We start from the raw sequence: 24,504 nt of genomic DNA on the forward strand, positions 1-24,504 counted from the left end.
GGTGTGGGCTGGAGGGGGGTGACGCTCGGGCTCGCGCGGCCCGGCGCCGGGCTCGCCGCCTCGTCGGCGGGGTTGGCTTGGGCGGTGCAGACCACGGCCTCCTTCTGGAGCTGGACGTAGCAGATGCTCATCTCGCCCGTGCGGTAATTGACCCGGAACACGCCCGCCTCGCGGGTGTGGCGGGAGGCGACGAGGCCGTACTCGGAAGGCGCCTGGGCGCTCGCCCCCTCGCCGGCGCCGTAGCACACGGTGACGCCGACGCTGCCCACCGCGCCCTCGCGCAGGCCGTACTGGCACGAGGTGACCTCGCCCGTGACCTTGTCGACCCGGTAGACCCGGTTGAGGTCGATCTGGGGGGCGGGCACGAACTCGTAGGAACTCGCGAGGGCCGTCCCCGTGAGCAGCCCGAGCACCGCGCCCGCGCGCAAAAGGTGTGAGACCTGATGTGAGGCCTGGTGTGTCAGACGCATGAGTGCCCCGATGTCCCGTTTGCGGATGTCGCGCGAGCGGTATCGCCGCCTTGCGGCGCAACCGTGACCCCGCGGCGGGCGTCTTGTCCGCGCCGCGCGGCCCCGATAGCGCTTGGCGCCGATCCCCGGCCCATCTCCGCAGCCGAGCCCTCGCAGAAAGCCAGCCCATGTCCGCGTCGAGCCCCATATCCGCGTCGAGCCAATCCCCGTCCCCCCTGCCGCCCATTGCGGTGTTCGACCTCGACGGCACCCTGGCCGAGACGGCGGGCGACCTCGTCGGCACCCTCAACGCCATCCTGGCGCGGGAGGGCCTGAACACCCTCGACCTCGCGCAGGCCCGCGACATGATCGGCGCCGGCGCCAAGGCGCTGATCCGGCGCGGGTTCGAGGCGGCCGGCGAGGAACTCGACGAGGCCCGCCTGGAGACCCTGTTCGTGGCCTTCCTCGACCATTACGGCCGCCACCTGTGCGACCATTCCCACCTGTTTCCGGGCGTGACGGAGGCCCTCGACACCCTCGCCGCCCGGGGCTTCAGGCTCGCCGTGTGCACCAACAAGGTCGAGGCTCACGCCCTCACGCTCCTCGAACTGCTCGGGGTCTCGGGCCGCTTTTCCGCCATCTGCGGCCGCGACACCTTCGCGCATTTCAAGCCGGACCCGCGCCACATCACCCTCACCATCGAACGCGCCGGCGGCGATCCGGCCCGGGCCGTGATGGTGGGGGATTCGCGCGCCGACATCGACGCGGCGAAGGCCGCCGGCATTCCGGTGATCGCGGTGCCGTTCGGCTACACCGACCTGCCCGTCGAAGCCTTCGGCCCCGACCGGGTGATCGGGCATTTCGATGAGCTGGTGGAGGCCGTGGAGGCGCTGGTGCCGGTGGTGCGGGGATAGGGTCGCGTCGGCTCGGCCTGTCGGTCCCATTCCATCACCTCGTCCCGAGGTGGTGGAACAGGCCGGGCGCATCGAAGTCGCGCCGACCGACGGCACGCGATGCGGCAGCGATGAAAACCGTCGGATGATGGGTGTTCATCGAGGAAAATGGTGGGCGGTACAGGGATCGAACCTGTGACCTTCCCCGTGTGAAGGGGACGCTCTACCGCTGAGCCAACCGCCCGTTGCCATTCTTGCCGGTTCGCGCGGGTTTCGCTCGTTCGAGCGTCCCCGTGGTCGTAGCGAACGGCGTTCCGCGGACGACGCCGCCGGAACCGAGGGCGTTCTAGGGCGCGGCCCCCCGGGCCGTCAAGGCGGGAATTTCGTGGCGATCGGATTTCACGGACGGGCCGTCGCGGCGGCCGCGCGCCGGGTGCCGAGGCGCATCAGGACGGCGACGGGCACGAGGCCGACGAGGACGATGAGGAGGGCGGCCACCGTTCCGTCCTCGTAAGTGCCGCGCGCCGCCTCGCCGTAGAGGTGGGTCGCGAGGGTCTCGACGTTGAGGGGGCGCAGGAGCAGGGTCGCGGGCAATTCCTTGACGCAATCGACGAAGACGAGGACCGCGCCGCTCAGCACCGCCGGCCAAGCGAGGGGCCATTGCACCCGGGCCAGCGTCGCGGCGGGGCCGCGCCCGAGCATGCGCCCGGCATCGGGCAGGCTTTCCGGGATGCGACCGAGCCCGGCCTCGCAGGTTCCCGTGCTGACGGCGAGGAAGCGGATGAGGTAGGCGATGACGAGGGCGCCGCCGGTGCCGAGGCCGATGAGGGCGGGGGCGACGCCGAACAGGCGCGTCAGCCCCTCCGACAGGATCGTGTCGGCGAGCGCCAGGGGGCCGAGCAGGCCGATGGCCAGGATGGCGCCCGGCAGGGCGTAGCCGAGGCTCGTCACCCGCACCATGCCCCGGCCGAGGGGACCGGGCAGGAGGCGGGGGCCGGCGGCGACGAGGAAGCCGATGCCGGCGGCGAGGGCCGTGGCGAGGCCCGCATACAGCACCGTATGGCCGATCTCGGGCAGGATGGTCGCGGGCCAGCCCACGCGCGCGATCCGCTCGAGGGCCGCGCGAAACAGGTAGGTCGCGGGAATCAGGAAGCCGACGGCGACGGGCACGAGGCCGAGGGCCAGGGCGGCTCCGGCGCGCCAGCCGTGGAGGCGGCGGCGGGCGAGGTCGCGCGGGCGCTGGGCGGTGCCCGCAAAACCCCGGCCGCGCCGGGCCCAGCGCTCGAGTGCCACGAGGCCGAGGACGGCCACCAGCATCACCAGGGCGATCTGGGCGGCGCCGGGCAGGTCGGAGCGGTTCACCCAGGTGGCGTAGACCTGGACCGTGAGGGTGCGAACCCCCAGAAATTCCGCCGCGCCGATGTCGTTGAGGGTCTCCATGAGGGCGAGGCTGGCGCCGAGGGCGATGGCCGGGCGCGCCAGGGGCAGGGCGACGCGCAGGAACACGGCGGAGGGCGCGCGCCCGAGCATCCGCCCGGCTTCGATGAGGTTGGCCGCCTGCATGAGGAACAGGGCCCGGGTCGGCAGGTAGACGTAGGGATAGAGTACGAATCCCAGCAGCAGGATGCAGCCCGGCAGGGAGCGCAGTTCCGGCAGCACGAAATCGCGGGGCCGGGCGTAGCCGAGCCACCCGCGCAGGGCGGTCTGCACCGGGCCGATGGGGTGCAGGAGGTCGAGATAGGCGTAGGCCACGATGTAGGTCGGCACCGCCATGGGCAGGAGGAGCGCCGCCTCGAGCCAGCGCCGGCCGGGGAAGGCGTAGGCCGAGACGAGCCAGGCCGCGCCGGTGCCGAGCACCACCACGACGAGCCCGACGCCGGCGAGGAGCAGGCCGGTCTCCGCCACGGCCCGGGGCAGCACGTGGGCGAGGAGATGCGGCCACAGGGCGCCGTCGCCCTGCGCCGCCGCGCGGACCAGGGACGCGACGGGGCTGAGGACCAGGGCCGCCAGGGCCAGGGCGGATGCGGTCCAGACGAAAGTCCGGGGCCGCAGCCGCGTCGCCCGCCCTCTCGGCCGGGGCGTCGCCAGATCCTCGGCGTCGAGCGCCTGCGCCGCGCCGGTCATGGTTGCCCGATCAATTGTCGAAGCCGACCTTGTCGAGGAGCAGGCTCGCGGCCTTGCGGTTGCGGGCGATCTCGGCCAGCGGCGTCGTGTCGACGGTCAGGGGGCCGAGCGCCGCCAGCAGGGGATCGACGGGGGCGCCGGCCTTGACCGGGTACTCGTAGTTCCCTTGCGCGTAGAGCCCCTGGGCCTCGTCGGAGACGAGGTACTCGAGGAGCTTGACCGCTTCGTCGCGGTTCGGGGCGGTCTTGGACACGACCGCGCCGGAGACGTTGACGTGGGTGCCGCCGCCGAGGAACGTCGGCATCAGCACGGCGATGCCGTCGCCCCAGGTCTTCTGCTCCGGGCCGCCTTTTCCTGAGCGCATCAGGCCGACATAGTAGGAATTGGCGAGACCGATCTTGCAGGTGTCGGCGAGGATGTCGCGGGCGACGTCGCGGTCGCCGCCGGCGGGCTTGCGGGCGAGGTTGGCCTTGACGCCCTTGAGCCAGGTCTCCGTCGCCTCGGCACCGTACCGGACGAGGTAGTGGGCGACGAGCGCGGTGTTGTAGGGGTGCTGGCCGGAGCGCAGGCACAGGCCGCCCTTCCAGCTCGGATCGGCGAGGGTCTCGTAGGTCAGGCCCTTCTGGTCCTTCAGGTCCTTCGCCGCATAGGCGACGCGGGCGCGCATGGAGAGGGCGAACCAGCGCCCGTCCGCGTCGCGCAGGGTGGCGGGGATCGCCGCCTCCAGAACGGGCGAGCGCACGGGTTGCGCCAGGTCGCGGTCCACGAGTTCGATGAGGTTGCCGATGTCGACGGTCATCAGCACGTCGGCCTTGCCGCGCGCGCCCTCCGCCGCCACGCGCTCGGCCAGGCCCTTCTCCACGAACACCGTGTTGACGGCGGTGCCCGTGCGGGCCGTGTAGGCGTCCAGCAGCGGCTTGATCAGGCCGGGCTCGCGGGTGGTGTAGAGGTTGACCTCCGCCGCCTGCGCCGATCCGAGGGTGGCCCAGGCGACGACACCCGCCAGAGCGAACTGCTTGACCCCACCGACCATGATCCCGTCCTCCCGCTTGGTTGCGGAGGACGTTCAGACGCAGGGCCTGGGAAAAAGCAAGCGCGATGTCTTGGACTTGTAACAGTTAAAAACTGCAGCTGGTCTTCGGAATGTCCGTATTATCGAGCCGATGCAAGCAACGGGTTTTAATCCGTCCCATCGGTAAAAATAAACGTGTTCGCCTCGTCGCAGCGCAGACCCACGGCGTCGCCCGGCCCGCGTCCGTCCGCGCCGGGCACGGGCAGCAGCAGCGGTGCGTCGAACCCTTCGGCCTCCACGGACAGGATGACCGTCGCGCCGAGGAAGCGGCGGCCGACGATGCGGCCCGGCACGCCCTGGCCCACCGGCATGAGGTGGATCGCCTCGGGGCGCCAACAGGCGACGGCGGCGGCACCCTCGGCGAAGGTCGCGGCGGGGCGGGGGCCGAAGGGCGTCGCCACGTGACCCGCCCGGCAGGGGCCGGCCACCTCGACGAGGTCGCCGAAGAAGCGCGCGGCGAAGCGTGAGGCGGGGCGGCGGTAGAGGTCGTCCCCGGTGCCCACCTGGACGATGCGCCCGGCCCGCATCAGGGCGATGCGGTCGGCGAAGCCCAGGGCCTCTTCCGGATCGTGGGTCACCAGGATCGTCGTGGTGCCGGTCTCGCGCAGGAGGCCGAGGGTATCGGCGCGGACCCGGTCGCGGGTGCGCCGGTCGAGGTTCGAGAACGGCTCGTCGAGGAGGAGGATGCGCGGCCCCGGCGCCAGGGCACGGGCCAAGGCCACCCGCTGGCTCTCGCCGCCCGACAGGGTACCGGGGTAGCTCGCCGCGCGGTGGCCTAAGCCGACCTGCTCCAGCCGCGCCGTCGCGATGGCGCGGGCCGCCTGGCCGGGATGGGCGTGGAGGCCGAAGCGCACGTTCTCGGCGACCGTCAGGTGCGGGAACAGAGCGTAGTCCTGGAACATCAGCCCGACGCCGCGCGCCTCGGGCGGCACGCCCCCGACATTGGCGCCGTCGAGGTGGATCGTACCCCGCTCGGGCCGCTCCAGCCCGGCGATGGCGCGCAGGAGCGTGCTCTTGCCGCAGCCGGAATCGCCGAGCAGGGCGACGATCTCGCCGGGACGGACGGCAAGATCGATCCCGTCCAGGGCCCGCACGGCCCCGAAGCGCAGGCCGAGGTTTCGGAGTTCGAGACGGGGCGGGATGCCGCGGCCTGTGTCGGACTGGGTTATGGGCATTCTTCGGGCGTCCTCGCGTCGGGGCCGAGAAATCGCCCGTTCCGGACGAAGTGCAAGGCCTCGCGGATGACGCGTGTGTTCCACATCATCAGGCCGTGGCTGGTGTGCAGGGTCACGTGGGCGCTCATGCCGGCCACCCGCGTGCGTTGGACGCTCACCCGTCCGTCATTAGGGCGGGGCAGCATCAGCCAGGACTCGACGGGATAGAGTGTGCGATCCCCCGCGATGACGCCCAGGGGATAATCGACGGTCCCGAGGAGCGCCGCCAGGGACGCGTCCCGCCGCGTCGTCAGTTCTGCGCCGGCCGGGCCGAAGAAGCGCCGGTAGGCGGCCATGCCGTGGAGTCGGTCGGCGACCTCGCTTCCGCCATTGGGCGGGGCCAGCATCACCACGCGCCCGAGATTGTCCGGACGCTGGCGGGTCAGGAGCGCGCGGGCAACGAGGCCGCCCATGGAATGCGTGACGACGTGCACGTGGCTCACCCGAGCGGCGAAGGCGGCCATGGCCGGGGCGACGAGCGACGCGAGGTCCGCGAGGGCGGCCGTGCGGGCCGGATAGTCGAGGTTGAGCGTCGCGTACCCCTGAGCCTGGAAGGCGTGTTCCATCCGGGCCAGGGACGCGGACCGGCGCGCGATGCCGTGCAGGAACAGCACGCCATCCGGCGAGGCGGTCCCCGCGATCCTCCCTGGGTCTGGATGGCGCATCGGGGCTCACGGCACGGCGTCGGGCGGCGGATTCACTGCGTGATCGAGAGACGGAATGGTTCAGGCGTGCCCGTCGCGCAATCGGCGGATCATGCTTATATTCCGGGTATGTTCCAAAGCAGCCCGCGCCGATGCCCAGCGTCGCCGAGATCCTGATCCCGCTGGCGCTCGACAGCGCCTACAGCTACGCCGTGCCCGCCGGCCTCACCCTGGCGGTGGGCGACGTGGTGCAGATCCCCCTCGGGCCGCGGGAGACCGTCGGCGTGGTCTGGGGCGTGCGCGAGAGCCCGGCGGGCTCGAACCTGCGCCCCGTCACCGGTCGCCTCGACGTGCCGCCCCTTTCGGGGCCCTTGCGCGAACTCGTCGACTGGCTCGCCCGCTACACCCTGGCGCCGAAGGGGTCGGCCCTCGCCATGGCCCTACGCCTGCCGGACGAGGCGGCCCAGGGCGAGACCGTGCGCATCGGCGTGCGCGCGTCCGGCAAGCCGCCCGCCCGCCCGACGCCGGCGCGGATGAAGGTGCTGGCGGTGGCCGCCGACGGCGCCATGCGGGGCAAGAGCGTGCTGGCCAAGGAAGCCGGCGTGTCCCTCAGCGTCGTCGACGGCCTCATCGACGACGGCGCCCTCGAGGCGACTGCCCTCGCCCCGGAGCCCGTCGCCCTGCCGCCCGACCCGGACCATGCCCGCGTGCCCCTGTCGGAGGCGCAGGCCGACGCGGTGCGCGATCTGATCGCGATGATGAACCCGGCTCCCCCGCCGACGGACCGGCTCGAGGCCTTTCTCCTGGAGGACGCCGGACAGGGCGACGTCGCCGCAATCGCAGCGCCGCCGTCCTTGCCGGAGCCCGAGCCCGCCCCGTTCCGGGCGCCCACGATCCTGCTCGAAGGCGTCACCGGCTCGGGCAAGACGGAGGTGTATTTCGAGGCCGTGGCCGATTGCGTCCGGCGCGGGCGCCAGGCCCTGATCCTGATGCCCGAGATCGCGCTGACGGCACAGTTCCTCGACCGGTTCGCCGAGCGCTTCGGCGTGCGCCCGGCCACCTGGCATTCGGGCATCGGTGGAAAGCGCCGCGAGCGCATCCGCGCCGGGGTGGCGGCCGGCGAGGTCGCCGTGGTGGTCGGCGCCCGCTCGGCCCTGTTCCTGCCGTTCGCAAAACTCGGGATCGTCGTCGTCGACGAGGAGCACGAGGCCGCCTACAAGCAGGAGGACGGCGTGCACTACCACGCCCGCGACATGGCGGTGGTGCGCGGGCGCATCGAGAACTGCCCCGTGGTGCTGGCCTCGGCCACCCCCTCCATCGAGACCCGGGTCAACGCGACGCGCGGGCGCTACCGCCACATCGTCCTGCCCGAGCGCTTCGGCGGCCGGCGCCTGCCCGACATCACCGCCCTCGACATGCGGTCCGACAAGCCCGAGCGCGGCAGCTTCATCGCCCCCGCCCTCATCGCCGCCGTGCGCGAGACCGTGGCGGCCGGCGACCAGGCGCTGCTGTTCCTCAACCGCCGGGGCTACGCGCCCCTGACCCTGTGCCGGGCCTGCGGCCACCGCTACCAGTGCCGCAACTGTTCGACCTGGCTGGTGGAGCACCGCTTCCGCAAGGCCCTCGTGTGCCACCAATGCGGCTACGCCGAACGCCGTCCGGAATCCTGCTCGGAATGCGGCACCTTCGACAACCTCACCCCCTGCGGTCCCGGCGTCGAGCGCATCGCCGAGGAAGTCACGGCGCTGTTTCCCGACAAGCGCGTCATCGTCCTGTCGAGCGACTTTCCCGGCGGGGCCGAGCGCCTGCGCGCCGAGCTCCAGACCGTGGCCGAGGGCGGCTGCGACATCGTCATCGGCACGCAGCTCGTCGCCAAGGGCCACAACTTCCCGCACCTCACCCTGGTGGGCGTGCTCGACGCCGATATCGGCCTGACCTCGGGCGACCCGCGCGCGGCCGAGCGCACCTTCCAGCTGCTCCAGCAGGTCACGGGCCGGGCCGGGCGCGGCGAGAAGCCGGGGCGGGCCCTGGTCCAGACCTTCCAGCCCGAGCACCCGGTGATCGCCGCCCTGCTGTCGGGGGACGCGGCGCGGTTCTACGAGGAGGAGATCGCCGCCCGCGAGGCCGCCGGCCTGCCGCCGTTCGGGCGTCTCGCCGCCCTCATCGTGTCGGCGGGCGACCGTGCCGTGGCCGAAGCCCACGGGCAGGCCCTGGCGCGGGCGTCCGAGCCGCCCGACGGCGTGATGGTGCTGGGGCCGGCCGAGGCGCCCCTCGCCCTGGTGCGGGGCCGCTACCGCTTCCGCCTGCTGGTGAAGACCGAACGCTCCGTCGACCTGCAGAGTTACCTGCGCGACTGGATCGCCCGCGGCCCCAAGGTTCGCGGCAACGTGAAGGTCGCCATCGACGTGGACCCGCAGAGTTTCCTATAACGCGGCCTCGACGTTCGCTCGGGGTCGCGTTCGACCCCATCAGGAGTGCTGCACGTGCTGACCTATACGAAGAAGCCGGAATCGAACGTCGCCGAGATCGTGGTCGACGGGCAGATCACCGATGCGGACATGAACACCGTCATTACGGCCATGCAGGCCGACCTCGACAAGGGCGGCAAGATCAAGCTCCTCGAGGATGTCCGCGAGTTCAAGGGCATGGAGCCAGCGGCGTTCTTCAAGGACCCGCGTTTCGGCCTCGCCATGATGAAGGGCGTCAGCCACGTCGCCCTCGTTACCGACGCCTCCTGGCTTCGGATGATCGCCGATACCTTCGGCAAGGTCTCGCCGGCGACCATCAAGACCTTCGACCGCGCCCATATCGAAGAGGCGCGGAGCTGGCTGGCGACGGCCTAAAGTCTACTCCGCCTGGGCGGTGCGCGTCGTGTGGCGTCGTGCCGTCCAGCGGCCCGAGCACAGGGACGAGACCTTCCAGGTGCCGCCGCCGGAGGTCGCCTGGAGCCGGCCCGAGACCGCCCCCGTGGCGGTGCCGTTGGTGACGCTGAGGCCCACGGTGCCATCCGGCCCGACGCGCCCGCTCAGGCTGGCGTTCTGGCCCGAGACGAGGCGGACCTGCCCCTCCTGCACCGACACCGAGTAGCTGTAGCGGCTGTCGCAGACCATGCCGGATTCGGTGACGAGATCCACCGACCATGCGCCGTTGAAGTTGGCACCGTCGCGGGCCTGGCCGGGCAGCGGCGCGAGGGCGGAGACGGTTCCGAGGGTCAACAACGCGGCGAGTCTGAACATGCATCATCCTTCGGCGAAATGCCCGGCCGAACCCCGCGCAGACGGCGCGGCAGCTTCCCAAGCAAACGATCGGTGAAGAGTGACCGTAGGATACTCGGGCAAGCGGCAGGATTGTGACGGGCGCTGCCATTCCAAGATGAGAGCCATGGCGGACGCCGCCTGAACCAGCGATGACTGGGGTGGATCGTACGCGTAACCTTGGCGGTGTCGACGTTGCGTGCGATGGGGCCGGTCGCCGTCCGGCCCGCCCGTGGCTCTCCGGTGTCCGGGCCGTGGCGCGGCTAGCGGTTGTAATACGCCTGCAGCGCGGCCCGGTCGTGGGTCAACGGGATGGCCAGGAGCGCGAGCACGCGGGCCTTGTCGGGCGTCAGGTCGTCGGCGAACACCGCGCCGGCCTTGAGCAGGGTGTTGCCGCCGCCCTTGAAGCCGTAGACGGGCAGGGCCCGGCCGTTGTGGACCTTGGTCGCCACGACCACCGGCACGCCCTTGGCGATGGCGTACTGGATCGCGTCGTGCATGGCCGCGTTGACGTTGCCGAAGCCGTAGGCCTCCACCACGATGGCCTCGGCGCCGCCATCGGCGCTTTGGCGCACCTGGGTTCCGTCCGCGCCCGCATACATGGACACGAGGTCGATACGCGGCATGCGCTCGGGGATCGGCAGGGTCTGGCGGCGCAGGGATTTTCGCGAAAACACCACCCGATCCTCGTCGACGTAGCCGAGGGTGCCGGCGTCCCCCGAGTTGAAGGTCTCGACGTTGCTCGTGTGGGTCTTGCGCACCTCGCGGGCCGCGTTGATGTGGTGGTTGAGGGTCACCGTGACGCCCATGTCGACGGCATCGGGCGACAGGATCTGGCGCACGGCGTTCAGGAGGTTGCGGCTTCCGTCCGCGTCGGCATCGGACGCGTTGCGCTGGGCTCCCACCATCACCACCGGCTTGGTGCTGCGCAGGGTGAGGTCGAGGAAATAGGCGGTCTGGTCGAGGGTGTCGGTGCCGTGCAGGACCACGGCGCCGGCGATGTCGGGCCGGGCGAGCAGTTCGTCCACCTTGGCGGACAGGCCGGGCCAGAGCTCCGGGCCCATGTAGTCGCTCGGCACGTTGCTGAACTCGGTCACCTCGATCCGGGCGATGTCGCCGAGTTTCGGCACGGCGCCGACGAGGTCGGCCCCCGACAGGGCCGGCACCGGCGCCCCGGTGACGGGGTCGTTCTTCATGGCGATGGTGCCGCCGGTGGCGACGATGGCGACCAGGGTGGGGCGCTCGGCGGCGATGGCGGTCATGGCGGTGAGGGCCCATGCAAAGACGGCCAGGGCGGCGTGACGGAGGATGGCCTGTGTCGTCATGGCGCGCCCTGGCTTCGAGAAAGGGGGAGGGGACCGTTAGTCGGTGAGGGGCCGCGCCTCTTCGGGCAGCATGATCGGGATGCCGTCGCGGATTGGGTAGGCGAGCTTGGCCGAGCGGCTGATCAGCTCCTGCCGGGCGACGTCGTAGTCGAGGGTGTCCTTGGTCAGGGGGCAGACCAGGAGCTCGAGGAGCTTCGGGTCGACGCGGGTCGCCTCGACCGGGGTCTGGGTGTCATCGGCCATGGGCGCTCATCCTTGGAGGGAACGGATCACTGCAGGGTGGGCTCGGAGCCCGAGCCCCGCACCAACTCCATTTCGGTCACCGCAATCAAGACCTCGGCCCGTGTCTTGAGGTCGGGGGCCTCCAGCATCGCCTGCTTCTCGCGGGCGCCGAACGGGCTCATCATGCACAGGGCGTTGACCAGGGCCTCGTTGGGCGCCTCGTCGATCCCGGCCCAATCGACCTTGAGGTCGTTGACCTCGACGAAGTCCTTCAGGGCCTTGAGCACACCCTCGCGGTCCACGGCGTCCTCGCCCGCCCGCGGCTCGAAATCCACGGCGAAGTCGTCGTAGGAGACCTGGCAGCGGCGGTAGCGCGAGGCCACCGCCATCTCGCTCTCGACCCGGAACCGGGCGACGCCCGTGAGCGAGATGAGATAGCGCCCGTCGCCGGTCTCGGCGAACTGGGTGATGCGCCCGGCGCAGCCGACCCGGAACAGTTTCGGGGTCATCGGCGACGAACCGCTGTCCACATCGGGCTGGATCATGCCGATGATCCGGTCCGTGCGCAGGGCATCGTCGATCATCGCGAGGTAGCGCGGCTCGAAGATGTTGAGGGGCATCTGACCGCGCGGCAGCAGCAGCGCGCCGGGCAGGGGGAAGACCGGGATCACCCCTGGGCAATCGGCCGGTCCCTTGTAGCCCGCATGCGTGCTCATCGCGTCGTCCCGTCGGTTCGATGCCTCACGCCGACACCCGATCTCACGTGGAGAACCGGCGTCACGCGAAAACCAGGGTCGAGAGCCGGCGCCGGCCCCGGATCGAGGCCTTGTCCATCAGGCCCCAGGCTTCGAAGAAGGTGAGGAGCTGCTTGCGCGCCGCGCCCTCGTTCCAGGTCCGGTCGCGCCGCTCGATCTCGATGAGCTGGTCCACGGCCTCGTCGCGCTTGTTGAGGCCGTTGAGGCCGAGCGCGAGGTCGAACCGGGCCTGGTGATCGCCGGGATCGGCCTCGATCCGCTTCTGGAATTCCCCGAGGTCGCCGAGTTCGGCGGCCTTCTCGGCCAGCTCCAGGGCGGCGCGCACGCCGGTCAGGGCCGGGTCACCCGCCTTGTCGGCCGGCGCCATGGCCAGGATTTCCTTGGCCTTGTCGATCTCGCCGAGATCGAGCTGGAGCTTCGCCAGGGCCGCGATGGCCGCGATGTTGTCGGGCTCCTCGGTGAGGATCGCGGCGTAGAGCTGGGCGGCGCCCGCCGTGTCGCCGACCCCCAGCATCGCCTCGGCCTCGGCCAGCGCCTCCTCGATGGGGGAGGGGCCGGCCGGACCGGCGAGGCGCCCGATGAACTCCTTGATCTGGGACTCGGGCACGGCGCCCATGAACCCGTCCACCGGCTGGCCCTTGTCGAAGGCGATGACGGCGGGGATCGACTGGATGCCGAGCTGGCCGGCGATGGAGGGGTGCTCGTCGATGTTCATCTTGACGAGCTTCACGGCGCCGGCCGAGGCCTGCACCACCTTCTCCAGCACGGGGGCGAGCTGCTTGCACGGGCCGCACCAGGGGGCCCAGAAATCCACCAGCACAGGCTGCTGCATGGATTCGGCGACCACGTCCTGGCGGAAGCTCGCCGTCGTCACATCCTTGATCGGTTCGCCCGCCTGGGGCGCGTCGTTCAGCATCGGGTCCTCGAAACGTCGTCAAGAGTCTTCGGAAGCAATCTCGGGTCGCGGCCGGGTCTGTCCGTCCGCGTGCCCGTCCGTCAAGAGATGGTCGCGCCCGGGCCTCGCGACCAGACCCGAAATCCGCCTCAGGGTGCCGGCGCGCCGGGGGGCGCCTTGGTGTCGGTCACGAAGGTGCCCGCATAGGTGCCCTTGGCGGCGTTGGCCTCGCAGGTGATGGCGGTCTTGCCCGGGGCCGGCGTGCTGAAGCGGCACGCGCCGACCGCCACCAGCGGGCCCTGGACCACGCCGTCTTTCGTCGTCTCGCTCGGAATCACGAGGTTGATGGGCTGGAGCGGGTCCGTCTCCTCCGTGCGCTCCTGCTGGGCGCCGTTGCCGCTGAAGCTGAGGGCCCGGCCCTCGGCCGAGAAATCGAAGCTCGTGCGGCTGCGCGAGACCGTGTTCATCAGCGTGGCCTTGCACGTACCGGTGACGTCCTGCCCGGCGATCACGAGCTTCTCGCAGCGGCCCTCGAGCTTGATCGCCGTCTGCGCCAGGGCGGGACCGGCGAGCAGGAGGGGCGCGAGGGCGAGGGCGAGGCGGAGGGTCGGGGCGTACATCATGAAGCAGATGTATGGTGGCGTCCCGATCTGTCGAGGGGGAGCCGCCGTCGCGGGACGAGGACCGCGCGGGACCGGGACCGCGCGGGACCGGGACCCGGATCAGGCGGCGGGCGGCGGGCCGTCCTCCGGCGGCGCATCCTTGTGGACGGCGCGGATGTCGAACCCGTCGTCGGGCACGCGGGTGAGGAAGCGCTCGGCCATCTCGAACAGCAGCAGGTCGGGCCGCACGGATTCGATGTAGCCCCAGTCGAGGCTCGACGACCACACGAAGTGCACCTCGCGAAAGGTCTCGGCCAGGAGGCCCGTGAGCATGATCGGGGCGAAATGGGCGTAGGAATCGCCGAACAGCACCACCGTGCGCGGGTCGGCGCCGGGCGTGTCGTTGCGGTAGACCACGTGGGCGCCGACGTGGAGGTCGTGGGCGCGCCCGGCCGCCTCGTAGGCCTCCACCGCCGGGCTGGCGTAGTGGCGCCGGGCGTCGCGGTCGATGATGCCGTGGCTCGCCGTCTCCGTAGGCTGGCTCGGGAGCTTGTCGCCGAGGTCGCGCACCCGCGTCGTCTCGAAGCGGGGGCGCTCGACGAGATCGGCGGGGGGCACCGCGCCGCAGGCCCTGAGCAGGGTGCGGTAGGCGAAGAGGCAGCCGTCGTAGTTCCAGTGGGTGTCGGTGCGGTAGTAGAGCGGAACGGGGCCGTCGCGACCGGCCCGCATCGGCCCCAGGAGATCGACGAAGGCCGGGTTGTTGACGAGGCGCCGGGCGAGGCGCCGGGCCGGCGAGCGTTGGACGTCGAAGCCGAGCCCGTCCGTGCGGTCGTCGTAGACGGACAGCTTTTCCGGCACGAGGGTGTGGAGGTAGCGGATGCCGAGGGACTGCGCCCGGGCGGTCCGTGCCTCGATGAGCTTGCTCCAGGCGCGCAGGCGCCACCAGCGCGCCGGGGTCGCGCGGTACTGCGCGAGCACGCCGTTGCTGCCCCCGATCAGGAAGAGCCAGCCGTCCCGGCCCACATGAACGATCTCCCGGTGTTTGCGCCGCATGCGCGGTCTCTAGACGGCGAACGGGTTCCTGAACAGACCGGGGCTGGACCCGTGAGCCCGACCGCGCCATCTGCACAGCCACATGACGAATTCCGGCGCCACGCCCGACCCCCTGATCCTGACCCTGCAGTTCGATGCGCCGACCTTCGCGCAGTTCGACGGCCTGCGTCGGCGGCACTTCCCCGCCGCCCTCAATCACATCCCTGCCCACGTCACCCTGTTCCACCACCTGCCCGGCCTCGACGAGGCGGGCATCGCCGAGACCGTGGCGGCCCTCGCCCGGGTCGAGGCTCCGCCGCAGGTCGCGGTGACGGGCCTGCGCTTCCTCGGGCGCGGGGTGGCGTATGGGCTGGAATCGCCCGCCCTCGCGACGTTCCGGGGTCGCCTCGCCCATGAATTCGCCGCCGTGCTGACCGCCCAGGACGGCCAGGGCTGGCGCCCGCATGTCACCGTCCAGAACAAGGTCGCGACCGGTGTGGCGCGCGCGCTCCTGGCCGAGCTGGAGGCGGAGTTCACGCCCTTCCGGTTCACGGCGCCGGGCCTCGTCCTGTGGCGCTATCTCGGCGGGCCGTGGGAACGCCGGGCCGCCTTCGCGTTTGGAGAGAACCGGTGAACCGGGACCGGTGAGCCAGCTGAGGACACGCGCGCGATGAAATCCCTCCCGGCGTTCGGCCGCATCGACCCCCTGATCGGCCGCGCCAATGCCCTGCGGCTGGCCCTGCGCCTCAACGAGGTCGGCGCCGTCGTGGCCCTGCTGGCCGTCAGCCTCCTCGGCTACGGCTTCTTCGCCCTGGCGAGCGAGGTCGGCGAGGGCTCGACGGCGGCCCTCGACCGCAAGATCCTGCTGGCCCTGCGCAATCCGGCCGACCTCTCGGACCCCATCGGGCCGCGCTGGCTCGAGGAGACCATGCGGGACATCACCGGCCTGGGGAGCATCTTCACCATCGTGTTCGTGACGGTTGCGGCCGTGGCCTACCTCGCCATGACCGGACGCCGGCGGATCGCCGCCTTCGTGGTCGCCGCCATCGGCGGGGGCGAACTCGCCTCCACGGTGCTGAAGCTGTTCTACCACCGGCCGCGGCCGGACCTCGTGCCCCACGGCATGGAGGTGTTCACGGCGAGCTTCCCCAGCGGCCACGCGATGATGTCGGCCATCGCCTACCTCACCCTCGCGGCCCTCGTCGCCCGCGTCGACCGCCAGCGCGGCGTCAAGGTGCTGGTCATGCTCGTCGGCATCTCCATGACCCTGCTCGTCGGCTTCAGCCGGGTCTATCTCGGGGTGCACTGGCCGAGCGACGTCCTGGCGGGCTGGTGCGTCGGCGCGGCCTGGGCGGCCCTGTGCTGGTTCGTCGCCCTGCAGCTCCAGCGCCGGGGTGAGGTCGAGGCCCCGACGGCCGCCCCCGCGGCGCGCTGACGCTTCGGACGGGACGGGGGCGGACCCCGTCCGGTGTGGGCGCGACGATCGACGTCGTGCGCGATTGGCGCGCCATACGGGTGGAGAACGCGCCTCTGCGCGGGCGCCTCGCCGCCGTCCGCCGGGACGGTTGACCGCAGGAACACCCGCACCCTCATGGCGTTCCCGGACGGAGTCATCGACCTGTCCGAAGCTTCAGCGGCGTGAATTCATGAGCGACGATCTTCCCCTGTCCCGGCGAAATCTCCTGCGGGCCGGAGGCCTGACGGTCACCGGCGCAGCCCTCGGCCTCGGTGCGGGGGGCGCGAACGCCCAGGGGCTGCCGGGCCCCTCCGTGCCCGCCGATACGGGCGCGGTGCAGGGCGGCAAGGTGATGTTCCCGAACTGGCGCGGGGCCGGCGACCGGGTACCGCCGCCGCCGCCCGCTCCGATGCCGCCGGCCCAGCGCGTGGGCTTCGCCGTGATCGGCCTCGGGCGCCTGAGCCTGGAGGAGATCCTGCCGGCCTTCGGGGAGACGAAGCGCGCCCGCCTCGCGGCGGTGATGTCCGGCACGCCCGCGAAGGCCCGGCTCGTGGCCGAGCAGTACGGCGTGCCGGCCGACGCGGTCTACGGCTACGACGAATGGGACCGCCTGGCGCAGAACCCGAGCGTCAGGGCGGTCTACATCGTCACGCCCAACGGCCTGCACCGCGACAACGTGCTGGCCGCCGCCAGATCGGGCAAGCACGTGCTGTGCGAGAAGCCCATGGCCAATTCCTCGGCCGAGGCGCGCGAGATGATCGAGGCCTGCGCCAAGGCGGGCCTCAAGCTGATGATCGCCTACCGCTGCCAGTACGAGCCCTACAACCGCGAGGTGACGCGCCTCGCCCGTTCCGGCGAGTTCGGCAAGCCGCGCCTGATCCAGGCGTTCAATGGCCAGACCACCGGCCTGCCCCAGCAATGGCGCCTGCGGAAGGCCCTCTCGGGGGGCGGGGCCCTGCCGGATATCGGCCTCTACTGCCTCAACGGCGTGCGGGCGCTCACGGGCGAGGAGCCGGTCTCCGTGGAGGCGAGCCTCCATTCCCCGCCGGGCGACGCGAAGTTCGCCGAGGTGGAGGAGACGGTGTCGTTCACCCTGCGGTTTCCCTCCGGAATCCTCGCTCAGTGCATGACGAGCTACGGCATCCACGAATCCCGCCGCCTCCAGCTCCACACGGAGCGGGCCGACATCGACCTGCGCAACGCCTTCGCCTATCGCGGCCAGCACCTCGTGGTCTCGCATCCGGACGGCGCCGTGGAATCGCAGGATTCGCGGGTCCTGGCCCCCAAGAACCAGTTCGCCCTCGAGATCGACCACATGGCCCGGTGCATCCTCGAGGACCGGCGCCCGCGCACGCCCGGCGAGGAGGGGCTGCAGGATCAGGTCCTGATGGAGGCGATCTACGAGGCCGCGCGCTCGGGGCGGCCCGTCACCGTCGGCCCGCCGGCCGGGAGCGGCGCCGGCCTCGATGTCACGCGCGGGCCGGAACTCGACGAGGCCGGCTGAAGATCCTCGGGATCGTCATGAAAGCGGGGTAGGGTTCGGCGAACACCTGCCCAGGGGCCGTCCATCTTCCTCCGCCGCTTCATCGCCCCCGGCCTGGCTCTCGGCTCGACCCTCGGCCTGCTCGGCGCGGCGAGCCTTCGCGGCGCCCAGGCCCAGAGTCCGGCCGACGAACTGGCCCGGATCGCGGCCGAGCCCGTCGCCATCGGCTCGTCGCGGGGCGCGGGCGGCGATCCGCAGACCTCGGTGGCCCAGTCGGTCACCTCGTCGCGGCCGTCGGCCAACCTCGACACCTCGATTCAGGATCAGCTCGGTCCCTACGGCGATCCCTTCGGCCTGCGCGCCTTCCTGAAAGCGCGCGGCATCACCTACAGCCTGACCTATATCGGCGAGGGCCTGGGCAACGCGACGGGCGGCCTGCGGCGGCGCGCGATCCTCGAGGGCCTCCTCGACCTCGAGATCGACGCCGATCTCGGCCCCCTCCTCGGCTGGCAGGGGGCGTCCCTGCACACCAACCTGTTCCAGATCCACGGGGCCGGCCTGTCGCGCGGCACCATCGACAACCTCGTCACGGTGAGCGGGATCGAGGCCCTTCCGTCCTCCCGGCTCTACGAACTCTCCTTCGAGCAGAAGCTGTTCGACGACCGGTTCTCCGTGCGGTTCGGACAACTCGCCGCCGACACCGAGTTCGCCGTGACCCAGACCGGCACGGTGTTCGTGAATTCCACCTTCGGCTGGCCGAACAACATGGCCGTGGTGATCCCGAGCGGCGGGCCGATCTATCCCCTGGCGGTACCGGGCATCCGGGCGAAGGTCGTGCCCAACGCCAACCTCTCGCTCCAGGTCGGCGTGTTCGACGGCGATCCGGCCGGCCCCGCGCGCTCGGGCGCCGATCCCGACCCGCAGCGGCGCAACCGCACCGGCACCAATTTCCGCACGGGCGATCCGGCCCTCGTCATCGCGGAGGCCGCCTACGCCTACAACATCGAGGCTGGCAGCACCGGCGAGGCCGGGACGGTGACGCTCGGCGGCTGGCACCATTTCGGGCGCTTCGACAGCTTGCGCTTCGACCAGAACCGCGCGCCCCTGGCCGCGTCGGGCAGCACCGGCATCGCCCGGCGGTTCCGGGGCGACAGCGGCCTCTACGGCATCATCGACCAGACGATCTACCGCGAGCCCGACGACCCCAACGACGGCGCCAGCGTGTTCGTGCGCGTGGCGGGCGGGCCGTCCGACCGCAACCTCATCGACCTCTACGTCGATGCCGGCATCGCCTACAAGGGGCTCCTGCCGGGGCGCTCCGACGACACCGTCGGCGTCGCTTTCGCCCTCTCGCGCATCTCCCGCGACGCCCGGGCCTTCGATGCGGACACGATCCTGGCCACCGGCGTCCCCGGCCCGCGCCGCAGCAGCGAGGCGGTGCTGGAGGCGACCTACCAGGCGGTGCTCGGCCCCGGCGTGACCCTGCAGCCGGACGTCCAGTACATCTTCCGTCCGAGCGGGGGCATCCTCAACCCGCGCGACCCCGATGCCGGGCGCATCCGCAACGCGGCGGTGTTCGGCCTGCGCACGACGATCCGGTATTAGGGGAGTCGTCCGCCGGGCGCACCGCCGGAACGGGGTGCGCAAAATCCCCTGTTGGTAAGCCTGCGGCCTCTCGTCCATGGCGGAACACCCGGCCCGTCGACCCGGTTGCTCAGGACCGCGTCATCGGCTGCCGCATCTGTGCGCAGCCGGAACTGCCCGAGTGATGAGTCCGTATGCAGTTTCCCAGGGACGACCGTGACCATGCGCTGGCGCATGCCTTCCGTGATTTCATCCGTGACCCACCCTTCCCCTGCGTCGGCGCGAAATCGGCCCTGTCGAAGGGGCAGATGAAGATCGTCGTGGCCCGGGACATCACCTCCGGCTGGGACGACATGCGGATCTATCCCGCGCTCCTCGCCTTCGCCGCGCGCTACAAGCGGGCGCCGGACCTGTTCCAGAGTTTCGCCGTGGTGTTCGAAGGGCCGGGCGACCTCGGGGAAGAACAGTTCGAGCGTCATCTCTGGGCCCGCGCCCAGTCCCTCGCCGACAAGGATCAGTGGCTCGGCCAGCCCTGGGACCGGCGGGTCGCGAGCGATCCCGAGAGCCCGCACTTCTCCCTGAGCTTCGGCGGCGAGGCCTTCTTCATCGTCGGCCTTCACCCGCGGGCGAGCCGGCCGGCCCGGCGCTTCTCGTCGCCGGTGCTGGTGTTCAATCTCCACGCCCAGTTCGAGGCCCTCCGCGAGGCCAACCGGTACGAGAAGCTGCGCAGCTCGATCCTCGCCCGCGACACGGCCCTCGCCGGGTCCGCCAACCCGATGCTGGCCCGCCACGGCGAGATGTCCGAGGCCCGCCAGTACAGCGGCCGGGCCGTTTCGGACGCATGGCAATGTCCGTTCCAGGGCCGGGCCCCCACGAGCGCGACGATTCAGGCTCACACGAGCGAGGCGACCGATGTGTGACGCGCCTCCCCCCCAGGCGATCGCGCCGCGTTCGGGTGTCGCCTTCACCCTCGACCGGGGCCAGCGCCTCACGGTCATCGACCCGCAGGGCGAGCAGGTCGCCGACCTCCTCGCCTACAACCGGCATGATACCGGCGAAGTCCTGTCCTCGGGCCGCACCCTCGATTACGCGAGCCGGATCTACCTCACCACGGGCGATCCCCTGTACTCGAACCGCTCCAACGTGATGCTCCGCATCGTCGAGGACACCGTCGGGCGCCACGACTTCCTGCTGACGCCGTGTTCGAAGGACACGTTCCGGATCATCTACGGCGACACCGACCCGCATCGCGGCTGTTTCGGCAACCTGGCGGCGGCCCTCGCCCCCTACGGGATCGGGCCCGACCAGATCCCCATCGCGTTCAACTGCTTCATGAACGTGCCCATCGACGCCGCGACCGGCGCCATCACCGTCGAGCCGCCCCTGAGCCGGGCCGGCGACCACATCACCTTCGAAGCGCAGGCCGACCTCATCATCGGGCTGACGGCCTGCTCGGCCCTGCAATCGAACAACGGCAGCTTCAAGCCGATCCACTACCGCATCGACCCGCCGGACGCGGCCTGACGGCGCCGGGGGCGTGAAATCGGCGCAGGCCGCGCCGTTTCGCAACGTCCCGTCGCGTCGCGCGTAGGTTCCGGCGCGGGTCACCGACCGCGCGCAACCTCGGGAAGCGACCGGCCCATGAAGCACAAGCCCCTGCGCGACCAGGTGATCGTCGTCACCGGAGCCTCATCGGGGATCGGCCTCGCCACGGCCCGCATGGCCGCGAAGGGCGGCGCGCGCGTGGTGCTGGCGGCCCGCAGCGGCGCGGCATTGGCCGACATCGTTTCGGAGATCGAGGTGGCCGGGGGACAGGCCGTCTGGGTCGAGGCCGATGTCGGCGCACGGGCCGAGGTCGAGGTCATCGCCGCCAAGGCGATCACGGCGTTCGGCGGCTTCGACACCTGGGTCAACGTCGCCGGCGTGACCATCTACGGCCCCCTGCGGGCGGTGTCGGACGCGGATCACGCCCGGCTGGTGCAGACCAACTTCTGGGGCACCGTCTACGGGTCGCTGGTCGCCGTCGAGCACCTGAGCCGGCGCGGCGGTGCGCTCATCAACGTCGGCAGCCTCGCCTCCGACCTCGCCTTCCCGTTCCAGGGCATGTACTCGGCCAGCAAGCACGCGGTGAAGGGCTTCACCGACGCCCTCCGGATGGAGCTGCGCCACGAGGGCGCCCCGGTCACGGTGAGCCTGATCAAGCCCGCCTCCATCGATACGCCCCTGCCGCGGCGGGCCCGCAACTACATGGATCGCGAGCCGATGCTGCCGCCGCCGGTCTATCCGCCGGAAGAGGTCGCCCATGCGATCCTGCACTGCGCCGTGCATCCCCTACGCGACGTCATCGTCGGCGGCGCCGGCAAGGTCTTCGCGGCGAGCAAGGAGTTCGCGCCCGGCGCCTTCGACCTCCTCGCCCCGGCCATCGTCGCCATGCAGAAGCGCCCCGGCCGTCCGCGGCGTCCGACCGGGACTCTCCACCAACCCGAGCAGGACGACACCGGGCACGCGAAGGGCGATCAGCCGGGCTACGTCATGCGGACCAGCGCCTATACCCGCGCCAGCCTGCATCCCCTCGCCCTCGTGGCCGGAGCCATCGGGCTCGGCCTCGCCGCGACGGCGTTCCTGGCGCCGCGCGGCACCGGACGGCGGTCCTGACGTGAACGCGCCCGCGCTGCGCCCGTGGTCGCCGGCCGCCTCGACGGCCCACAGGGCGGTGACCCGCCGCACGGTGGATCTCGGGGACGGCCGCACCGTCGCCTATGCCGAGGTGGGCGAGGGGCCGGCCGTCGTCCTGATTCACGGGACGCTGATGGCCCTGGAGGACATGTGGCTCGCCCTCATGCCGACCCTCGCACGGCACTTTCGCGTCATCGCCGTCGATCGTCCCGGGCACGGCCTGAGCCGGCGGCAACGGTCCGTCGACGCCTCGCCCTGGCGACAGGCCGAGATCATCCACGATGCCATGCGGGCCATCGGCGTCGAGCGGTCTCTCCTCGTCGGCCATTCCTTCGGCGGAGCCGTCGCCCTGTGCCACGGACTGCGCTTCCCGGGCGAAACGGCGGGTGTCCTGGCCCTGGCGCCCCTGTGCTTTCCGGAAGTCCGTCTCGAGCAGATCCTGTTCGGACCACGCTTCACCCCCGGCCTCGGCGAGGTCCTGGCGCCCGTCCTCGCCGGGAGTTCGGACCCCGCCCTGCTGCCGCTCCTGTGGCGCGCGATCTTCCTGCCGCAGATCATGCCGAAGGCGTTCGCCGAAAACTTCCCCTTCGCCCTGGCCAGCGGGCCGGAGCGGATGATCGCCGAGGGCGAGGATGCGGTGGGCGTCTGGCCGGCCCTGACCCGCGCCGCGGCGGCTTACCGGACCTGCGCGGTGCCGGTCCGCATCCTCGGCGGGACGGCCGACCTCGTCGTCAACAACGCCCTTCAGGGCGCCCTCGCCGCCCTGGCGATGCCGGGGGGGCGCTTCGACTGGGTGCCGGGCGCGGGGCACATGCTCCATCACGTCCGCCAGGATCTCGTTTCGGCCGCCGTCGCGGACCTGGCCGATCGCCGGGCCTGAGGCTCTTCAGCTGTGCAGGGCCCGGTGGGGTTCCGGGACGCCGAAGCGCCGGGCGATGGCGTGCGACACCTCGTCGACGATGTCTCCGATCAGGTTTCGATCGTCGCCCTCCGCCATGACCCGGATCACGGTTTCGGTGCCGGACGGGCGCACGACGAGGCGACCGGAGGTGTGCAGCCGGGCCGTCGCCGACGCGATGACGTCCAGGACCGCGCCGTCGCGGAGCGGCTCGCCCGAGCGATAGGGCACGTTCCTGAGGATCTGCGGCAGGGCGTTGAAGCAGCGACAGACCTCGCTGACGGGCCGGTCCTGGCGCTTGACCACGCTGAGGAGCTGCAGCGCCGCCACGAGTCCGTCCCCCGTCGTCGCGTAGTCCGACATGATGATGTGGCCGGATTGCTCGCCGCCGAGGTTGTATCCGTGCGCGCGCATGTGTTCGAGCACGTAGCGGTCGCCGACGGCGGTGCGGGCGAGGGCGAGGCCGATCCCGCCGAGATAGCGCTCCAGACCGAGGTTCGACATGATCGTGGCGACGAGGCCGGGCTGGCTCAGGCGATCGTCCTGTTGCCACGAGCGCGCCATGACCGCCATGAGCTGGTCTCCATCGACGACGACGCCCCGTTCGTCGACGATGATCACCCGGTCGGCATCGCCGTCGAAGGCGATGCCGATGTCGGCGCGGCGTTCCCGCACCTTGGCGACCAGGGTCTCCGGCGCCGTTGAGCCGACGTCGCGGTTGATGTTGAAGCCGTCCGGTTCGACGCCGATGGCGATCACCTCGGCGCCGAGCTCCCACAGGGTCTCGGGCGCGACGCGGTAGGCCGCGCCGTTGGCGCAGTCGACGACGACCCGCAGGCCGTCGAGGGTCATCTGCCGCGGCAGGGTCCGCTTGGCGAACTCGATGTAGCGGGCATGCACGCTCTCGATGCGCTTGGCCCGGCCGAGGTCGCGCGCGCCGGCGAGCCGCGTCTGCAGCGGCCCGTCGATGAGGCCCTCGATCTCCCGTTCCACCGCATCGGAAAGCTTGAAGCCGTCGCGGCCGAACAGCTTGATGCCGTTGTCCTCGTAGGGATTGTGGGAGGCCGAGATCATCACGCCGATATCGGCGCGCATGGAGCGGGTCAGCATCGCGACTGCCGGCGTCGGCATCGGCCCGAGCTGGAGCACGTCCATGCCGACGGAGGTGAAGCCCGCGATCAGGGCCGTCTCGATCATGTAGCCCGACAGCCGGGTGTCCTTGCCGATGACGACCCGGTTGCGGTAGCCGGAATTGCGGAAGTGCAGACCCGCGGCCTGCCCGACCCGCAGGGCGAGTTCCGGGGTGATCACGCGATTGGCCAGTCCACGGATCCCGTCCGTGCCGAAGTATTTCAGCATTGCCGTCACTCCCGAATACTTACCCAAGTTCTTCCGATGAGCGATCGGACACGCCCGGTGCCGATCATTCCACCGTGACGGATTTCGCGAGGTTGCGCGGCTGGTCCACGTCTTTCCCCATGAGCGCGGCGGTGTGGTAGGCGATGAGCTGGATCGGCACGGCGTAGACGATGGGGGCCACCACCGGGTCGCAGTCGGGCATGGTCACCGTCGCCATGGTCTCGAGGCCGGCTTCCGCCGTGCCCCTTGCGTCGCCGATGAGGATGATGCGCCCGCCCCGCGCGGCCACCTCCTGCATGTTCGATACGGTCTTCTCGAAAATCGCGTCGTGGGGCGCGATGACGATGACCGGGACGCTCTCGTCGATGAGGGCGATGGGGCCGTGCTTGAGTTCGCCCGCCGCATACCCTTCGGCGTGGATGTAGCTGATTTCCTTGAGTTTCAGGGCGCCTTCCAGGGCCATCGGGTAGCTGGTGCCGCGCCCCAGATAGAGCACGTCGCGGGCCTTCGACACCTCGCGGGCCAGGATCTCGATCTCGCCCTCGCGCTTGGTCGCCTCGGCCATCA

At 71.2% G+C, this 24,504-nt stretch carries 25 protein-coding genes and 1 tRNA gene; 11 read left to right on the forward strand and 15 right to left on the reverse strand.

The genetic code is table 11. The features are described from left to right. On the reverse strand, positions 1 to 470 hold a 470-nt coding region (locus FV218_RS15875; RefSeq protein WP_246685144.1), incomplete at its 3' end, for a hypothetical protein. A 167-nt stretch (positions 471 to 637) separates the two neighbouring features. Here FV218_RS15875 and gph point away from each other — a divergent pair. Further along, the gene (gph, locus tag FV218_RS15880) at positions 638 to 1,363 is read left to right on the forward strand and encodes a phosphoglycolate phosphatase (protein WP_147710698.1); all 726 of its coding nucleotides are present in this window, start codon (positions 638 to 640) and stop codon (positions 1,361 to 1,363) included. A gap of 148 nt (positions 1,364 to 1,511) precedes the next feature. Here the strand turns inward: gph and FV218_RS15885 are convergent. The 5 genes from FV218_RS15885 to FV218_RS15905 all read right to left on the reverse strand — a co-directional run bounded on the left by FV218_RS15885 (position 1,512) and on the right by FV218_RS15905 (position 6,393). Then, positions 1,512 to 1,586 (reverse strand) — tRNA-Val (locus FV218_RS15885). A 155-nt stretch (positions 1,587 to 1,741) separates the two neighbouring features. Continuing rightward, entirely contained in the window at positions 1,742 to 3,394 is a 1,653-nt protein-coding gene (locus FV218_RS15890) for an iron ABC transporter permease (protein WP_147710711.1), read from the reverse strand. An 82-nt stretch (positions 3,395 to 3,476) separates the two neighbouring features. Continuing rightward, entirely contained in the window at positions 3,477 to 4,499 is a 1,023-nt protein-coding gene (locus tag FV218_RS15895) for an extracellular solute-binding protein (RefSeq protein ID WP_056089408.1), read from the reverse strand. Positions 4,500 to 4,645: 146 nt separating this feature from the next. Beyond that, positions 4,646 to 5,713 carry an ABC transporter ATP-binding protein gene (locus FV218_RS15900; protein WP_147710699.1) on the reverse strand — a complete coding sequence of 356 codons (1,068 nt, stop codon included), beginning with the start codon at positions 5,711 to 5,713 and terminating at the stop codon, positions 4,646 to 4,648. Then, positions 5,704 to 6,393 (reverse strand): alpha/beta fold hydrolase, encoded by a 690-nt coding sequence (locus tag FV218_RS15905; RefSeq protein WP_147710712.1) that lies wholly within the window; start codon positions 6,391 to 6,393, stop codon positions 5,704 to 5,706. The genes FV218_RS15900 and FV218_RS15905 overlap by 10 nt, the downstream gene beginning before the upstream one ends. Positions 6,394 to 6,548: 155 nt before the next feature. Here FV218_RS15905 and FV218_RS15910 point away from each other — a divergent pair, with 155 nt between their 5' ends. Together FV218_RS15910 and FV218_RS15915 are read left to right on the forward strand one after the other, a co-directional pair. Further along, positions 6,549 to 8,825, forward strand: a complete 2,277-nt coding sequence (locus tag FV218_RS15910; protein ID WP_147710700.1) for a primosomal protein N' — start codon at positions 6,549 to 6,551, stop codon at positions 8,823 to 8,825. A 54-nt stretch (positions 8,826 to 8,879) separates the two neighbouring features. Next, positions 8,880 to 9,239 (forward strand): STAS/SEC14 domain-containing protein, encoded by a 360-nt coding sequence (locus tag FV218_RS15915; RefSeq protein WP_056091346.1) that lies wholly within the window; start codon positions 8,880 to 8,882, stop codon positions 9,237 to 9,239. Positions 9,240 to 9,242: 3 nt separating this feature from the next. Here FV218_RS15915 and FV218_RS15920 read toward each other — a convergent pair whose 3' ends face one another. The 7 genes from FV218_RS15920 to FV218_RS15950 all read right to left on the reverse strand — a co-directional run bounded on the left by FV218_RS15920 (position 9,243) and on the right by FV218_RS15950 (position 14,502). After that, positions 9,243 to 9,632 (reverse strand): hypothetical protein, encoded by a 390-nt coding sequence (locus FV218_RS15920; protein WP_056089399.1) that lies wholly within the window; start codon positions 9,630 to 9,632, stop codon positions 9,243 to 9,245. Positions 9,633 to 9,913: 281 nt separating this feature from the next. After that, entirely contained in the window at positions 9,914 to 10,912 is a 999-nt protein-coding gene (locus FV218_RS15925) for an asparaginase (protein ID WP_147710713.1), read from the reverse strand. 99 nt (positions 10,913 to 11,011) lie between these two features. Then, complete coding sequence (locus FV218_RS15930; protein ID WP_056089394.1) at positions 11,012 to 11,218, reverse strand: Trm112 family protein; 207 nt, start codon at positions 11,216 to 11,218, stop codon at positions 11,012 to 11,014. A gap of 26 nt (positions 11,219 to 11,244) precedes the next feature. Beyond that, on the reverse strand, positions 11,245 to 11,913 hold the full coding sequence (locus FV218_RS15935) for an LON peptidase substrate-binding domain-containing protein (protein WP_056089389.1): 669 nt from the start codon (positions 11,911 to 11,913) through the stop codon (positions 11,245 to 11,247). A gap of 61 nt (positions 11,914 to 11,974) precedes the next feature. Next, positions 11,975 to 12,868 (reverse strand): thioredoxin, encoded by an 894-nt coding sequence (trxA, locus tag FV218_RS15940; protein WP_056089387.1) that lies wholly within the window; start codon positions 12,866 to 12,868, stop codon positions 11,975 to 11,977. A gap of 128 nt (positions 12,869 to 12,996) precedes the next feature. Continuing rightward, positions 12,997 to 13,467 carry a hypothetical protein gene (locus tag FV218_RS15945; protein WP_056091343.1) on the reverse strand — a complete coding sequence of 157 codons (471 nt, stop codon included), beginning with the start codon at positions 13,465 to 13,467 and terminating at the stop codon, positions 12,997 to 12,999. Positions 13,468 to 13,569: 102 nt separating this feature from the next. Beyond that, entirely contained in the window at positions 13,570 to 14,502 is a 933-nt protein-coding gene (locus tag FV218_RS15950) for a hypothetical protein (RefSeq protein WP_147710701.1), read from the reverse strand. Between the two features lie 82 nt (positions 14,503 to 14,584). Between FV218_RS15950 and FV218_RS15955 the strand changes: the two genes are divergently transcribed. The 8 genes from FV218_RS15955 to FV218_RS15990 all read left to right on the forward strand — a co-directional run bounded on the left by FV218_RS15955 (position 14,585) and on the right by FV218_RS15990 (position 22,560). After that, on the forward strand, positions 14,585 to 15,115 hold the full coding sequence (locus FV218_RS15955; protein ID WP_147710702.1) for a 2'-5' RNA ligase family protein: 531 nt from the start codon (positions 14,585 to 14,587) through the stop codon (positions 15,113 to 15,115). A gap of 36 nt (positions 15,116 to 15,151) precedes the next feature. Next, positions 15,152 to 15,916, forward strand: coding sequence for a phosphatase PAP2 family protein (locus FV218_RS15960; protein WP_056089378.1), 765 nt, complete (start codon positions 15,152 to 15,154; stop codon positions 15,914 to 15,916). Between the two features lie 211 nt (positions 15,917 to 16,127). Beyond that, positions 16,128 to 17,441 (forward strand): Gfo/Idh/MocA family oxidoreductase, encoded by a 1,314-nt coding sequence (locus FV218_RS15965; RefSeq protein ID WP_147710703.1) that lies wholly within the window; start codon positions 16,128 to 16,130, stop codon positions 17,439 to 17,441. Between the two features lie 171 nt (positions 17,442 to 17,612). Then, positions 17,613 to 19,025 (forward strand): carbohydrate porin, encoded by a 1,413-nt coding sequence (locus FV218_RS15970; protein ID WP_246685145.1) that lies wholly within the window; start codon positions 17,613 to 17,615, stop codon positions 19,023 to 19,025. Between the two features lie 173 nt (positions 19,026 to 19,198). After that, positions 19,199 to 19,924, forward strand: a complete 726-nt coding sequence (gene gntA, locus FV218_RS15975; RefSeq protein WP_147710705.1) for a guanitoxin biosynthesis heme-dependent pre-guanitoxin N-hydroxylase GntA — start codon at positions 19,199 to 19,201, stop codon at positions 19,922 to 19,924. Then, the gene (locus FV218_RS15980) at positions 19,917 to 20,528 is read left to right on the forward strand and encodes an urea carboxylase-associated family protein (protein ID WP_147710706.1); all 612 of its coding nucleotides are present in this window, start codon (positions 19,917 to 19,919) and stop codon (positions 20,526 to 20,528) included. The genes gntA and FV218_RS15980 overlap by 8 nt, the downstream gene beginning before the upstream one ends. Before the next feature lie 117 nt (positions 20,529 to 20,645). Further along, positions 20,646 to 21,659, forward strand: a complete 1,014-nt coding sequence (locus FV218_RS15985; RefSeq protein WP_147710707.1) for an SDR family oxidoreductase — start codon at positions 20,646 to 20,648, stop codon at positions 21,657 to 21,659. Position 21,660: 1 nt separating this feature from the next. Further along, positions 21,661 to 22,560: an alpha/beta hydrolase gene (locus FV218_RS15990; protein WP_147710708.1), complete on the forward strand. Its 900-nt coding sequence runs from the start codon at positions 21,661 to 21,663 to the stop codon at positions 22,558 to 22,560. A gap of 6 nt (positions 22,561 to 22,566) precedes the next feature. Here the strand turns inward: FV218_RS15990 and glmM are convergent, their stop codons facing one another. Beyond that, a complete protein-coding gene (gene glmM, locus FV218_RS15995; protein ID WP_056089357.1) occupies positions 22,567 to 23,937 on the reverse strand; it encodes a phosphoglucosamine mutase in 1,371 nt (456 codons plus the stop codon). 64 nt (positions 23,938 to 24,001) lie between these two features. Beyond that, positions 24,002 to 24,504, reverse strand: a 503-nt coding sequence (locus FV218_RS16000) for an SIS domain-containing protein (protein ID WP_147710709.1), incomplete at its 5' end; no start/stop codon positions are given.

Origin of the sequence: Methylobacterium sp. WL69, assembly GCF_008039485.1 — a bacterium.
Lineage (GTDB): Bacteria > Pseudomonadota > Alphaproteobacteria > Rhizobiales > Beijerinckiaceae > Methylobacterium.

Excerpts from the sequence above, each read along its gene's own strand:
- gph (WP_147710698.1), top strand. The coding sequence starts at position 638 with ATGTCCGCGTCGAGCCCCATATCCGCGTCGAGCCAATCCCCGTCCCCC.
- FV218_RS15895 (WP_056089408.1), bottom strand. The coding sequence starts at position 4,499 with ATGGTCGGTGGGGTCAAGCAGTTCGCTCTGGCGGGTGTCGTCGCCTGG.
- FV218_RS15900 (WP_147710699.1), bottom strand. The coding sequence starts at position 5,713 with ATGCCCATAACCCAGTCCGACACAGGCCGCGGCATCCCGCCCCGTCTC.
- FV218_RS15910 (WP_147710700.1), top strand. The coding sequence starts at position 6,549 with ATGCCCAGCGTCGCCGAGATCCTGATCCCGCTGGCGCTCGACAGCGCC.
- FV218_RS15920 (WP_056089399.1), bottom strand. The coding sequence starts at position 9,632 with ATGTTCAGACTCGCCGCGTTGTTGACCCTCGGAACCGTCTCCGCCCTC.
- FV218_RS15925 (WP_147710713.1), bottom strand. The coding sequence starts at position 10,912 with ATGACCGCCATCGCCGCCGAGCGCCCCACCCTGGTCGCCATCGTCGCC.
- FV218_RS15930 (WP_056089394.1), bottom strand. The coding sequence starts at position 11,218 with ATGGCCGATGACACCCAGACCCCGGTCGAGGCGACCCGCGTCGACCCG.
- FV218_RS15935 (WP_056089389.1), bottom strand. The coding sequence starts at position 11,913 with ATGAGCACGCATGCGGGCTACAAGGGACCGGCCGATTGCCCAGGGGTG.
- trxA (WP_056089387.1), bottom strand. The coding sequence starts at position 12,868 with ATGCTGAACGACGCGCCCCAGGCGGGCGAACCGATCAAGGATGTGACG.
- FV218_RS15945 (WP_056091343.1), bottom strand. The coding sequence starts at position 13,467 with ATGTACGCCCCGACCCTCCGCCTCGCCCTCGCCCTCGCGCCCCTCCTG.
- FV218_RS15950 (WP_147710701.1), bottom strand. The coding sequence starts at position 14,502 with ATGCGGCGCAAACACCGGGAGATCGTTCATGTGGGCCGGGACGGCTGG.
- FV218_RS15955 (WP_147710702.1), top strand. The coding sequence starts at position 14,585 with ATGACGAATTCCGGCGCCACGCCCGACCCCCTGATCCTGACCCTGCAG.
- FV218_RS15960 (WP_056089378.1), top strand. The coding sequence starts at position 15,152 with ATGAAATCCCTCCCGGCGTTCGGCCGCATCGACCCCCTGATCGGCCGC.
- FV218_RS15965 (WP_147710703.1), top strand. The coding sequence starts at position 16,128 with ATGAGCGACGATCTTCCCCTGTCCCGGCGAAATCTCCTGCGGGCCGGA.
- gntA (WP_147710705.1), top strand. The coding sequence starts at position 19,199 with ATGCAGTTTCCCAGGGACGACCGTGACCATGCGCTGGCGCATGCCTTC.
- FV218_RS15980 (WP_147710706.1), top strand. The coding sequence starts at position 19,917 with ATGTGTGACGCGCCTCCCCCCCAGGCGATCGCGCCGCGTTCGGGTGTC.
- FV218_RS15985 (WP_147710707.1), top strand. The coding sequence starts at position 20,646 with ATGAAGCACAAGCCCCTGCGCGACCAGGTGATCGTCGTCACCGGAGCC.
- glmM (WP_056089357.1), bottom strand. The coding sequence starts at position 23,937 with ATGCTGAAATACTTCGGCACGGACGGGATCCGTGGACTGGCCAATCGC.